Genomic DNA, 12,367 nt, shown 5'->3' with positions numbered 1-12,367 from the left:
CAGGACATGGCCCTTTTGTTGTTCCTTGCTGTGAAGCGAGAAGATCACTCCACGTCGAACTTGACGCCCTGCGCCAGCGGCAGCGTGCGGCCGTAGTTCAGCGTGTTGGTGGCGCGGCGCATATAGCCCTTCCAGGCGTCCGAGCCGGATTCGCGGCCGCCGCCGGTTTCCTTTTCACCACCGAAAGCGCCGCCGATTTCAGCGCCCGACGGGCCGATATTGACGTTGGCGATGCCACAATCCGAGCCGCGTGCGGAGATGAAGGTTTCGGCTTCGCGCATGTCGTTGGTGAAGATCGACGACGACAAGCCCTGCGGCACGTCGTTATGCAGCGCCAGCACCGCATCGAAATCCGAATACTTCGTCACATAGAGGATCGGTGCGAAGGTTTCGTCCACCATCGGTCCGGATTGTTTTGGCATTTCGACGATCGCCGGGCGCACGTAGGTGCTGTCGCCAGCCGATGCGATCTCGACCTTGTCGCCGCCATGCACCTTGCCGCCTTCGGCCTTGGCAGCCGTGAGCGCCGACTGCATCCGGTCGTATGCACCCTTGTCGATCAGCGGCCCGACCAGCGTGCCGGTTTCCAGCGGATTGCCGACCTTTACCGAGCCGTAGGCCTTGATGAGACGCGGCACCAGCGCGTCATAGACGCTCTCATGCACGAACAGGCGACGCAGCGACGTGCAGCGCTGGCCAGCTGTGCCCATGGCCGAGAACGCCACGCCACGCAGCGTCAGGTCCAGATCGGCGGACGGGCCGACGATGGCGGCATTGTTGCCGCCGAGTTCGAGGATCGAGCGGCCGAAGCGGGCAGCGACGCGTGGACCGACCTGGCGGCCCATGGCAGTCGAACCGGTGGCAGAGACTAGCGCCACGGCCGGATTGTCGACCAGGGCTTCGCCGAGATCGCGCTCGCCGATCAGCAGCTGTGAGAGGTTTTCAGGGGCGATGCCGCCGGCAGCACGGTAGCGGCCAAGCGCCTTTTCAAACAGCGCCTGGGTGGCGAGCGCGGTCAGCGAGGACTTTTCAGACGGCTTCCAGATGATCGAATTGCCGGCAACCAGCGCCAGTGCGGCATTCCACGACCAGACGGCAACCGGGAAGTTGAAGGCGGAAATGATCAGGGTCACACCCAGCGGATGCCAGGTTTCCATCATCCGGTGGTCGGTACGCTCGGTGGCGATGGTCAGGCCGGTCAGCTGGCGGGACAGGCCGACGGCGAAATCGCAGATGTCGATCATCTCCTGCACTTCGCCGAGGCCTTCCGAGACGATCTTGCCGACTTCGATCGAGACGAGGCGGCCGAGCGCATCCTTGTTGGCGCGCAGTTCCTCGCCGAGCAGGCGGATCAGTTCGCCGCGCTTGGGCGCGGGCACGCCGCGCCATTCGAGGAAGGCGGCCTGCGCCTTCTTTACGGCGCCATCGGCAGCGGCCCGATCATCGGACCGGAGCTGGGTGAGAACTTCTCCTGTGATGGCCGAGCGGGCGGCCAGGGTTCCGCCGGTTACCGCGCTTTCCGGCACGCCAAGTGTCTTCAGGAGTGCGAGAGTTTCGGATTTAAGGCTTTCGATCATGCCACCCATGGAATTTTCCTCAGATTTCGATGCGGGTCAGTTTCGGCAGCTTTTCTGGCCGAGGTGGGGTCAAATCGCAAGGGAAATCGCGCTTGTGCCCCCGGGAACAGCCGTTTGTGTCAGGAAACCCTAGAAAAAGACCAGAACAGTCGCCTAAACAAACGACGGGGAAAACATGAAAAGAATTGGCGTAATCATGCTTCTTGTCTCCGCAGCGCTGTCGATGGGTATCGGAGATAGCGATGCCGCATGGAAAAAGCGCGGTTGGTACGTAAAGAAGGAGGGCGAAAATTGCGTCATGCGCAAGGTGACCGTTGTCGGCGCTGACGGCAAGCTCGTCGTCCAGAAGATCCGCGTCTGCGGGTGAGGCGCACCATTAAGCCATATGGCATCGTTAAATCTTCCGAAACGCCGAGCCGATTATAGTCCGCCTGATCCATTCAAGGAATGCCCTTGCGGGCGGCGGAGTATTGCGTGTGAAGTTCGGTGTTCCCAAGATTAGATTTTCAAGAAAAGTCCTCATTGCATCCTTGGGCATGCTGGCGCTGCTGGGCGGCAGTGGTGCGGCAGCCCTTTATGTCGGCGGCGACGCCCTTATCGGCCCGCGAAAAGCCAAGGCGACGGGTGCCGAGTGCACCACGATCCAGACCGTTGTGCTGAAGACACCCTCCAAGCGGCTGTGGTTGCGTAAGTATGTCAAGATGGACAACGCCGACGGCGCGACCCGTATCCGCACCGCACTGCGTGTGGCCGGCGTGCTGGCCAAATCCAATCCGGTTGATCTCATCCAGGTCAATGTTCTCGATGCTCATGGCCCACAGAAGCGTGCCGACATGCGCGGACGGACCATCGGCGCAGAGGTCATCATCGCCCTGCAGCCGAAATATCTTCCCGAGATGTCGACGCCCCTTACGGCGCGCTACTACGATGGACTGCCGACCACGGATGGTCGTTTCTATGGCGAAAGGGTAGATCTCGCGCTCGGGGACATCAAGGATCTGATGACCGCGATGAAGGATAGTCCAGACAAGGAAGGCTGCATCGAACCCGAGCGCCCGGATTTTGCCAATGGGCAGGGCACGCTGAAGGGGGGCGATCAGATTGTCAGCGTCGCCGGCGAGCATTCCGCAGCAGCTTCGCCGGAAGGCCAGGAAGCGCCTGTCGATGTTGCCAAAACCGCCGACCATGGCGAAAAAACTGCAGAGCAGCCATCCTTCCTGGATAGCGTTCTGGGCTTTGTCGGCCTCGGTACAGCGCCAAAGCCAGAAGCCGTAGGCGAGGCTGCCACGAGCGGCGATGCGAGTGCCGCAGCCGCGCAGGAAGTGTCCGATATCGCCAAGCCTGCCGCCCATTAGCCCGGCAGGGATTGACGAAACGCCCTGAATATAAGAGGTTACTTAAATGCATATCTGCCCTGCGTGAGGTTGCCGCTGAGCCACACATGCAGGCAATATGTCAGGCTCACACATTCGTTATTCGACAGCCGGAAGCAGAGGCGCGATTACCTTCACCAGATTCGTATTATTGAGTTGAAAGGTAATGAAGTGGACCTCAAGCGCAGATTATTTCTGCAGACAACTGGCCTCGCGGCCCTGTCTGCCCTGACCGGATGTGCGACCACCGCGTCCAAGCCGGCCGTGGTCAGCCCGCAGGCGGAGGAGATGCTGCCCGAACCTGCTGCAGATTATGCAATGATGTATGGCGAGAAGCTCGACGAGCAGTTTCCTCTGCCAGCCATCCCGTATCAGAAGATCAAGCCGCAATTCTATCGTCAGATGGTCGATGATCCAACCGGCCAGGCACCGGGTACGCTGGTTGTCGATACCGGCAATCACTTTCTCTATTACACCTACCCGAACGGCAAGGCGATGCGTTACGGCGTCGGGCTCGGTCGCGCTGGCTTCGAATGGGCGGGCAGGGGCGTTATCCAGTACAAGCGGAAATGGCCGCGCTGGACGCCGCCTGACGAGATGGTTGCCCGCCAGCCGGCATTGCAGCGGTATAGTATCGCCAATGGTGGTATGGATGCGGGGATCAAGAACCCGCTCGGCGCCCGCGCGCTCTACATTTTCCAGAACAACGAGGACACGCTTTATCGCATCCACGGTTCGCCGGAATGGTGGACGATCGGCAAGTCCGTTTCCTCGGGCTGTGTTCGCCTGATGAACCAGGACATCGTCGATCTTTACGAACGTGTGCGGGGCAAGACGCCGGTCGTGGTAACGGACCTCTCGGCAGGTGGCATGATGGCGAGTACGCCCATGGACGATGGGGTGACGCTGGAAGGGCCAGCCTACTGATATGAAAACGGGGCCGAAAGGCCCCGTTTTGCATCGGATGACCGTGTCGCCAGGTCAGTCGTTCTTGTGGCGGCGCGCCGGAAACAGGATGACATCGCGAATCGACGGCGCATTGGTGAGCAGCATGATCAGTCGATCGACGCCAATGCCAAGGCCGCCGGCGGGCGGCATGCCCTGATCGATGGCATCCAGGAACTCGTCGTCGAGCTGCTTTTCCTTCTCGCCACGGGCGTGAGCCTGCTGAAGTTGGTCAATCATGCGGGCGCGCTGTTCTTCCGGATCGTTGAGTTCGGAAAACGCATTGCCGATTTCCCAGGCGTTGCAATAGGTTTCGAAGCGTTCGACGAGCCGCGGCTCGCCCGGCACTTCCTTGGCGAAGGGCGAGATGTCCTTGGGGAAATGCGTGACGTGCGATGGCTGGATCAGCGTGCTCTCGACCTTTTCCTCAAAGATGAAGGCGAGGCATTCGCCCCAGGTCGCGTCCTTCTCGACTTCGAAACCGGCAGCCTTGGCGGCGGCGCGGGCTTCCTCGTCGGTCTTGATCGCGAGAAAATCAATGCCGGTCGCGTCCTTGACGGCATCGGGCATCGGTACGCGCTTGAACGGACCCGCAAAAGAAATCTGCTTGTCTCCGAAGGCAAACTCGGTGGTGCCGTGGATCGACATGGCCAGCTCGGCAAAAAGCCGCTCGACGAGGTCCATGATGTCCTCGTAGTCGGCATAGGCCCAATAGCATTCCATCATCGTGAATTCGGGATTGTGCCGCGTCGACACGCCCTCATTGCGGAAGTTGCGGTTGATCTCGAACACCTTGTCGGTCAGTCCCGAGACCAGCGTGCGCTTGAGATAGAGCTCCGGCGCGATCCGCAGATACATGTCGAGCTTCAGCGTGTTGTGATGGGTCTTGAACGGTTCGGCAGTCGCCCCGCCATAGACCGAATGCAGCATCGGCGTTTCGACTTCCATGAAGCCGTCGTTTTCCATGAACCGGCGGATACCGGACAGGATCTTGCTGCGCTGCTGGAAGCGCAGCTTGGATTCTTCGTTGGTCAGGATGTCGAGATGGCGCTTGCGGTAGCGCAGTTCGATATCGGCCAGGCCGTGATATTTTTCCGGCATCGGCAGCAGCGTCTTGGTGAGCATGGTGATTTCACGCGCATTGATCGACAGCTCGCCGCGCTTGGTGCGGCGAACCGCGCCGGTCACGCCGATGATGTCGCCAAGGTCGATCAGCGAAAGCAGCTCACGCGAGGCTTCCGGGGTGATGTCCTTGTGGCTGAAGATCTGGATCTTGCCCGAAGCGTCGTGCAGGTCCATGAACATGCCGGAGTTGCGCGAGGAATAGACACGGCCGGCAACGGTGACGATATCCTGCGTCTCGGTGTCGGGCGCCAGGTCCTCATATTTCGCGGAAAGCTCGGCGTTGGTGATGGTACGGTGGAAATGCGCCGGATAGACGTCGCCGATCTTTTCGCGCAGTAGCTTCAGCTTTTGTGCACGCACTTCGGCAGCATCGGAGGAAAGGGCGGTTTCGTTCTTCTGTTCAGACATATCTATTCTTTCGCTATCAGGCGGAGCCGACCATCGATGCAACCACTGACGCCGCGACCTTGAGGCGCTGGCGCACCACGGAGCGACCGAGCAGCGCCATCGAATCAAACAGCGGCAGCGAACGCTGGCTGCCGGAGACGGCGACGAAGAGCGGCGGGGTGACCACGCGCAACTTCTTGCCCATCCGGTCGGAAATAGCGCGCAGTTCCGCTTCGATCGACTCGACGTTCCACTCGATCATCTTTTCGAGATCGGCCGAAACGGTTTGCAGGATCTCGAGGGTTTCGGCCGGCTGGGTCTTGAGCCCGGCAAACGAAGCAGGCGTCAAGCCGACATCGGAGGCCAGCATGAACCCTGCTAATTGCGGCAATTCGCCCAGCTTGGAGATGCGCGACTGCGCAAGCTTCAGGCCTTCGGTCAGGCGGGAGTTTTCCGATGCCCAGTCGAATATGCGGGCGAGGAACTGTTCCTGCGTCAGCTTTTCGCGCAGCCAGCGGCCGTTCAGCCAGTCGAGCTTCTGTACGTCGAAGATCGCACCAGCCTTGGAGAGGTTTTCCGGGTCGAACTTGGCGGTCAGCTCGTCCATGTCGAGCAGTTCTTCGCCCTCGGCAATCTGGATGAAGAACAGGCCGAGGAAATTCATCAGCGCTTCCGGCAGGTAGCCGAGTGCCGAATAATAGGAGATCGACGTCGGGTTCTTGCGCTTGGAGAGTTTTGACTTGTCGGCATTGCGCATCAGGCTGAGATGCATGAACACCGGTGGCTCGAGCCCGAGATACTGATAGATCAGGATGTGCTTGGGCACCGAAGCCAGCCACTCTTCGCCACGTGCGACGTGGGTGATCTTCATCAGGTGGTCGTCGACAACATTGGCCATGTGGTAGGTCGGCATGCCGTCCGCCTTGAGCAGAACCTGCATGTCGACGGCATCCCACGGAATTTCCACATCGCCATAGACGCCATCGACGAACTTGCAGGCGCCTTCGGTCGGGATCTTCATCCGCACGACGGAGGGCTCGCCCGAAGCCATGCGGGACGTCACTTCCTCGGCGGTGAGGTTAAGGCAATGGCCGTCGTATTTCGGCGGCTTGCCGGCGGCGCGCTGCGCCTCGCGCATTTCTGTCAGCCGCTCGGGCGTGCAGAAGCAGCGGAAACCGTGGCCGGCCGCAACGATCTTTTCGACGTAGGGCGCGTAGATGTCCTTGCGTTCGGACTGGCGATAAGGGCCGTAGGGGCCGCCGACATCGGGGCCTTCGGTCCATTTCAACCCGGTCCATTTCAGCGCATCGAGCACTTTCTGTTCGAATTCGGCGGTCGAGCGCGTCGCATCGGTATCCTCGATGCGAAGAATGAACTCGCCGCCCATCTTCTTGGCGAACAGATAGTTGAACAGTGCGATATAAGCTGTGCCGACATGCGGCTCGCCGGTGGGGGAAGGTGCGATACGGACGCGAACGCCGGAAGAAGTCATTTTTTGAGACCCAAGGATGATGCAGCGATTGCCGGGCCAGACGTTTTGTCAGCGGCAATCGGGGTAAGGAATGCGTGTGCTTTACCGGGAGATCGGTCCTAAGCGGCTGGAAACCGCGCTGTCTGGAGCCAATTCCGTCAGGGCTGCCTTAGGCCATATTCAGGCTGGCGCGTCAAGGAAAAGCTGTCGAGTTGGCCTGCCGGTCTCATCGTCCATAGGCGTTCATGAAGAGCCGAACCGCAGTCTCGACATTCTTCTCGATCCGTTCCGCTGGCGGTGGCTCCTTCATCTCCCCAAATAGTCGGGGTCGGAAAAGACCTGCCAGGCAGAGGTCGCCGAACTGCCGCGAAATCAGAACCGCATCGTCCATCGGCTTGAGCTTGCCGAGTTCGACCTGCTTATGCAGATAATTGGCGAACATGTTGGGGCCGCTGTTGGGGCCGTGCGCAAAAAAGGTGTTGGCAAGCTCCGGCATCCGGTCGATGACGCCGATCACGATGCGTTGACCGCGGATGGCTTTTTCGGAAAGCAGATGCGTGGCGAGGATCACGCCGAACTGGTATAGCGTCTCCTCGAGGGACAGTTTCTTCGCCAGCAGGTCCTCGAGCAACGCATAGATTGCCAGTTTCTGTCGGGTGATGATCGCTGCGAAGAGATCTTCCTTGTTCTTGAAATAAACGTAAAGCGTGCCCTTCGAGACGCCGGCCTCGCGGGTGATGTCGTTCATACTTGCTGCATCGAAACCCATCCGCATGAAGATGCATTGGGCGCCGTCCAGAATTTGTTCCCGCTTGATGGGATCTTCTCCCGCGGCGGGTCTGCCGAAAGGCTGACATTCCGGTTTCGCGACACTGGTTGAATCGGCGCTGTCACCGAATTCAGTCATATCATTTTCCTAAACTCTATGATTCGAACCGATTGGTTCGAATGCCTCTTGATATGGGCCAGAAAAGGGCATATGTCAACTCGAACTGAACCGTTCGGTTCGATTGGTTTTTGTGCCGTAATGCGGAGAGCCTCTGAGATGGCAAGGTCAACAAGCAGCAGCGTCAAGATGCGCGCAGTCGACGATGAGAACACGGAAGCTTCCGCCGAAAGCGAAGCGCCGATCACCATGGAAGCTCCGGCGGCGCGCCCCCAAGTCGCGGAAGCCCCTGCTGCCAACAAACCCAGGAAGAAGGGGTTTGCCCGTCGGATTGTCCTGCCGACAATCGTTCTGGCGGCACTCGCCGGCGGTGCGTGGTACGGTCAAGCCTGGTGGACAGATGGCCGCTTCATGGTTTCCACGGACGACGCCTATGTCGAAGGCGACATCGCCAACATCGCGCCGAAGGTGACGGGCTATGTTTCTAAGGTCAACGTCGTTGCCAACCAGCATGTCAAGGCTGGCGATGTGCTGGTAACGCTCGACAATGGCGACTACAGCATTGCAGCCGAGCAGGCCGAGGCATCGATTGCCACCCAGAAGCTGGCGCTGGTCCGTTTCGACGCGCAAATCGAGGCGTCGAAAGCAGCGCTTGCCCAGTCCCGCGCACAGAAGACTGCGCTTGAAGCCACGCTTCGTGGCGCCCAGATCACCGCCGCGCGGACTACCGAATTGGCAGCCAAATCCGCAGGCACCATTGCCGACCGCGACAACGCCGAGGTCGCACTCGACCAGGCAAAGGCAAACTTGATCGGTGCGGACTCCGCGATCGCATCGGCAAACGCCAATATCGCCGTCGTCTCCGCGCAGCGCGCCGAAGCCGAGAGCGAGATCCGCTCGCTCGAACTGACCAAGGCTAAGGCAGAGCGTGACCTTTCCTTTACCGTGCTCAAGGCTCCGTTCGACGGCGTGATTGGCAATCTTGCGGTTCAGACCGGCGACCTCGTCTCTCCTGGCCAGCGGCTTGCGGCACTTGTTCCTGTCGATCAGCTCTACATCGAGGCGAACTTCAAGGAAACGCAGGTTGCCTGGATCAAGCCGGGCGCTGAAGTCTCGATCCATGTCGATGCCATCGAAGACCACGTCATCAAGGGCAGGGTCGAATCGATAGCACCGGCGTCGGGTTCGGTCTTCTCGCTGCTGCCGCCGGAGAATGCGACAGGCAACTTCACCAAGGTGATCCAGCGCCTGCCGGTCCGGATCGCGCTCCCCAAGAGCGCGTTTGAGGACGGTCATCTGCGCGCCGGGCTGTCTGTTATCGTCGATATCGACAGCCGCACCGGCCATTCGGCAGGCGCTAAGGTCGCGGCCGCCCAGTAAGGCAGATTTTGCGTCATCTCCGTTCGCCGCCGCGGCGGAAGCGACGCCATTCGAAACCAGAATTTGTTTTGGCCGCCCGAATGCGACGGCAGGGAGCTCCGCCATGGCGGCCACAACAGCATCCGTGACCTCGGTAAAGGTCCCCCCGGCAAGGTCGGCCGTCTCACAGGCGGCGCATGCCGCACCTGAACTGACCACGCGGCGCGTCATCGCTTTCTTCGCGATGGTGTTCGGCATGTTCATGTCGATTCTCGACATCCAGATTGTCTCTGCCTCACTGGCCGAAATCCAGGCGGGGCTGAGCGCCAGCAATGATGAAATCGCCTGGGTCCAGACCTCCTACCTGATCGCAGAAGTCATCATGATCCCGCTTTCGGGAACGCTGGCGCGAATTGTCTCCACCCGCGTGCTGTTTTCGGTATCGGCGGCTGGATTTACGGCGGCGAGCATCCTCGCTGCCACCGCGACCAACATCGACCAGATGATCATTTACCGCGCCATCCAGGGCTTTATCGGCGGCGGCATGATCCCCTCGGTGTTTGCCGCGGCCTTCACGATCTTTCCGCCTTCGAAGCGCAACATCGTCTCGCCGATCATTGGTCTCGTCGCAACGCTGGCACCGACCATCGGCCCTACGGCTGGCGGTTATCTGACCAACCTGTTTTCGTGGCACTGGCTTTTTCTCATCAACGTCATTCCGGGTATCATCGTCGCGATCACCACCTGGACGCTGATCGATTTCGACAAGCCGGAATACAGCCTGATGAAGAAATTCGACTGGTGGGGCCTGCTTGCACTGGCGGTTTTCCTCGGCGCGCTCGAGTATTTCCTGGAAGAAGGCAACATCAAGGGCTGGTTCGATGATGAAATCATCGTCTATTGCGCGGTTGCGGCGACGATTGGCGGTGTCGTCTTTTTCTATCGTGCCTTGACGCTGGACTTTCCTATCGTCGATCTCCGTGCCTTCACCAACCGGAACTTCGCCTTCGGGTCATTGTTCTCGTTCGTCATGGGTATCGGCCTTTACGGGCTGACCTATCTCTATCCGCTGTTTCTCGGCCGCATACGGGGCTATGATTCGCTGATGATCGGCGAAACCATGTTCGTCTCGGGCCTGACGATGTTTTTCATGGCGCCGGTCGCCGGCATGCTGTCGAACAAGCTCGATCCTAGGTTTATGATGATGATCGGCTTCGGGGGCTTTGCCCTGGGCACTTGGCAGATGAGCCATATGACTGCCGACTGGGATTTCTGGGAACTGCTTGTTCCGCAGATCCTGCGTGGCGGCTCGATGATGCTGGCGATGGTGCCGATCAACAACGTTGCATTGGGCACACTGCCCGTCGATCGCATCCGCGGAGCCTCGGGTGTGTTCAATCTTACGCGTAATCTCGGTGGCGCGGTTGGGCTGGCCCTGATCAATACATTGCTGACCCAGCAAACGGCCGTGCATGCCTCACGTCTGGCCGAGCATGTGAACTTCGCCAATCCGGAGGCGATGGACATGATTGCCAACCTGACCGCGAAATACAATGCCAGCGGCATGGACGGTGCCCAGATTGCCATCAAGAAAATGATGGGAATGGTCCAGCAGCAGGCCTATTTGCAGTCGTTCATCGACGTTTTCACGCTGCTGACAATCCTGTTTGCGGGCCTGGTATTCATGGCCATGCTTCTGTCGAAGCCCAAGCCGGTCGGCGCGGCAGCAGGCGGCGGTCACTGATATCAGGAATACGGATCAGCCAACGACGTTGATGGCGAGTACGGCGTTGGCGGGTTCCAGTGGTTCGAAATCCACGCCGTCCCCAAGTCCGAGTGTCAGGATCGCCTCGCCGTTGGCGTTGGTCAGGACGACCGTGCCGTCGTCGTTCTGCGTCCAGTTGCGTGCCGCTGCCAAACCTGGCCACACAGCTTCGCAGTCCTTGCCCGGCTTGATTTCATGCGAGCGCGCCGAAACGCTCCTGCCCTGATCGATCAGGCAGGCGGTTCCGCTCTCCATGTTGGACACGGTATACTCGATTTCGCTGGACCTGTTGACGGAGGAGGAGACCACGGGGTCGGTTGCCGCTTTGTCGTCCGGCATCAAGATCAGATATCCGAAGCCTGCGGCGATTGCCGCAAGGCCAAGCGCTCGAAATTTCATTGCAGGCTCCATACCACATCGGCAGATCGGATGACCTGCCACCGTGATGGAATCATGCGGCGCAAAACTTGCCGGAAGGTTAACGCATATGCGAATATGGTTAATTCTTCGTCGGTAATTTAGGTGCGCCTATTTCACCGGCGTTTCCGGCACGGGTGTGATCGGCTTGCCTGCTTCGAAATATGCGATCAGGTTGTCACAAACCAAGTCGGCCATGGCGTTTCGGGTGACGACCGATGCTGACGCCACGTGCGGCAGCAGAGACACATTGTCGAACTTCATCAAGGCTTCCGGAACGTTCGGTTCATCCTCGAACACATCGAGGCCCGCACCTGCGATCACGCCGTTTTCCAGCGCCTTGGCAAGATCGTCCTCGCTCACCGTCCAGCCACGGCCGACATTGATCAGCACGCCGTTCTTGCCGAGTGCCCCGAGGATTTCGGTGTTGATCGTCTGGCGGGTGTCGGGCGTTTTCGGCACGATGCAGACAAGCGTGTCGACCGCTTCGGCAAGCGCCTTGAGCGAGGCGTGGTAGTCGTACTGCACGTCCTTCCTGGGCGAGCGAGTATGGTAACTGATCTTGACGTTGAAGGCTTCCAGTCGCCGTGCGATCTGCTGGCCGATACGGCCCATGCCGTACATACCGATATGGCGGCCACGCAGCGATAGCGGAGACAGCCGGAAAGCGCCTTCCTTGACCCATTTTCCGGCGCGGAGGTAGTTTTCCGCCTGGGGCAGCAGACGGACGGTGTTGAGCAACAGGCCGATCGTCGTGTCGGCGACTTCCTCGTCGAGCACCTCCGGCGTATTGGTGACCAGAACATTTTTGGACGCTGCATAGGTTGCGTCGACGCCGTCATAGCCGACGCCGAAATTGGCGACGATCTTCAGATTCGGCAGCGCATCGATCAGCGCCGGCGTCATCTGGTTGAAAGTCGTGACGCCTTGGGTCCTCCCAGCCATTTCGGGGGTGATGTCGGCAGGATCGGCGGTTGGCAGTTCGATGAGATCGAAATGGGGCGCGAGGCGCTCGCGAAAACGTGGATGGGCTTTGCCAACCAGAAGAACTGTCGTCATTGG

General features: G+C 59.7%; 10 protein-coding genes and 1 pseudogene. 5 read left to right on the top strand and 6 right to left on the bottom strand.

Annotated features, from left to right (window positions below; all coding sequences use genetic code 11):
• Positions 1–44: 44 nt before the first annotated feature.
• Positions 45–1,511 (bottom strand): annotated as a pseudogene (gene amaB, locus JJB09_RS06635) (L-piperidine-6-carboxylate dehydrogenase); the annotation flags it as partial.
• A gap of 241 nt (positions 1,512–1,752) precedes the next feature.
• On the opposite strand from amaB, the gene JJB09_RS06630 reads away from it, so the two are divergent.
• The 3 genes from JJB09_RS06630 (at position 1,753) to JJB09_RS06620 (ending at position 3,877) form a co-directional block, all read left to right on the top strand.
• A complete protein-coding gene (locus JJB09_RS06630) occupies positions 1,753–1,944 on the top strand; it encodes a hypothetical protein (protein WP_201654976.1) in 192 nt (63 codons plus the stop codon).
• A gap of 169 nt (positions 1,945–2,113) precedes the next feature.
• Complete coding sequence (locus JJB09_RS06625; RefSeq protein ID WP_201654973.1) at positions 2,114–2,932, top strand: hypothetical protein; 819 nt, start codon at positions 2,114–2,116, stop codon at positions 2,930–2,932.
• 189 nt (positions 2,933–3,121) lie between these two features.
• Positions 3,122–3,877 carry a L,D-transpeptidase gene (locus JJB09_RS06620; RefSeq protein ID WP_343228990.1) on the top strand — a complete coding sequence of 252 codons (756 nt, stop codon included), beginning with the start codon at positions 3,122–3,124 and terminating at the stop codon, positions 3,875–3,877.
• A 54-nt stretch (positions 3,878–3,931) separates the two neighbouring features.
• Here JJB09_RS06620 and lysS read toward each other — a convergent pair whose 3' ends face one another.
• From lysS to JJB09_RS06605, 3 genes are all read right to left on the bottom strand, one after another.
• The gene (lysS, locus tag JJB09_RS06615; protein WP_201654970.1) at positions 3,932–5,428 is read right to left on the bottom strand and encodes a lysine--tRNA ligase; all 1,497 of its coding nucleotides are present in this window, start codon (positions 5,426–5,428) and stop codon (positions 3,932–3,934) included.
• 16 nt (positions 5,429–5,444) lie between these two features.
• Positions 5,445–6,899 carry a glutamate--tRNA ligase gene (gene gltX, locus JJB09_RS06610; protein ID WP_201654967.1) on the bottom strand — a complete coding sequence of 485 codons (1,455 nt, stop codon included), beginning with the start codon at positions 6,897–6,899 and terminating at the stop codon, positions 5,445–5,447.
• A gap of 205 nt (positions 6,900–7,104) precedes the next feature.
• Positions 7,105–7,785 carry a TetR/AcrR family transcriptional regulator gene (locus tag JJB09_RS06605; protein WP_201654964.1) on the bottom strand — a complete coding sequence of 227 codons (681 nt, stop codon included), beginning with the start codon at positions 7,783–7,785 and terminating at the stop codon, positions 7,105–7,107.
• A 138-nt stretch (positions 7,786–7,923) separates the two neighbouring features.
• On the opposite strand from JJB09_RS06605, the gene JJB09_RS06600 reads away from it, so the two are divergent.
• Together JJB09_RS06600 and JJB09_RS06595 are read left to right on the top strand one after the other, a co-directional pair.
• The gene (locus JJB09_RS06600) at positions 7,924–9,144 is read left to right on the top strand and encodes an HlyD family secretion protein (protein WP_201654961.1); all 1,221 of its coding nucleotides are present in this window, start codon (positions 7,924–7,926) and stop codon (positions 9,142–9,144) included.
• 103 nt (positions 9,145–9,247) lie between these two features.
• Positions 9,248–10,867 (top strand): DHA2 family efflux MFS transporter permease subunit, encoded by a 1,620-nt coding sequence (locus JJB09_RS06595; RefSeq protein WP_201654958.1) that lies wholly within the window; start codon positions 9,248–9,250, stop codon positions 10,865–10,867.
• Positions 10,868–10,882: 15 nt separating this feature from the next.
• On the opposite strand, the gene JJB09_RS06590 is transcribed toward JJB09_RS06595, so the two are convergent.
• Together JJB09_RS06590 and JJB09_RS06585 are read right to left on the bottom strand one after the other, a co-directional pair.
• Positions 10,883–11,287, bottom strand: a complete 405-nt coding sequence (locus tag JJB09_RS06590) for a hypothetical protein (protein ID WP_201654955.1) — start codon at positions 11,285–11,287, stop codon at positions 10,883–10,885.
• A 129-nt stretch (positions 11,288–11,416) separates the two neighbouring features.
• A complete protein-coding gene (locus JJB09_RS06585; protein ID WP_201654952.1) occupies positions 11,417–12,364 on the bottom strand; it encodes a 2-hydroxyacid dehydrogenase in 948 nt (315 codons plus the stop codon).
• Between the last annotated feature and the right edge of the window lie 3 nt (positions 12,365–12,367).

Origin of the sequence: Phytoamicus setariae, assembly GCF_016722925.1 — a bacterium.
Classification (GTDB): Bacteria; Pseudomonadota; Alphaproteobacteria; order Rhizobiales; family Rhizobiaceae; genus Rhizobium_E; species Rhizobium_E setariae.
This window is presented reverse-complemented; position numbering and strand designations above follow the sequence as displayed.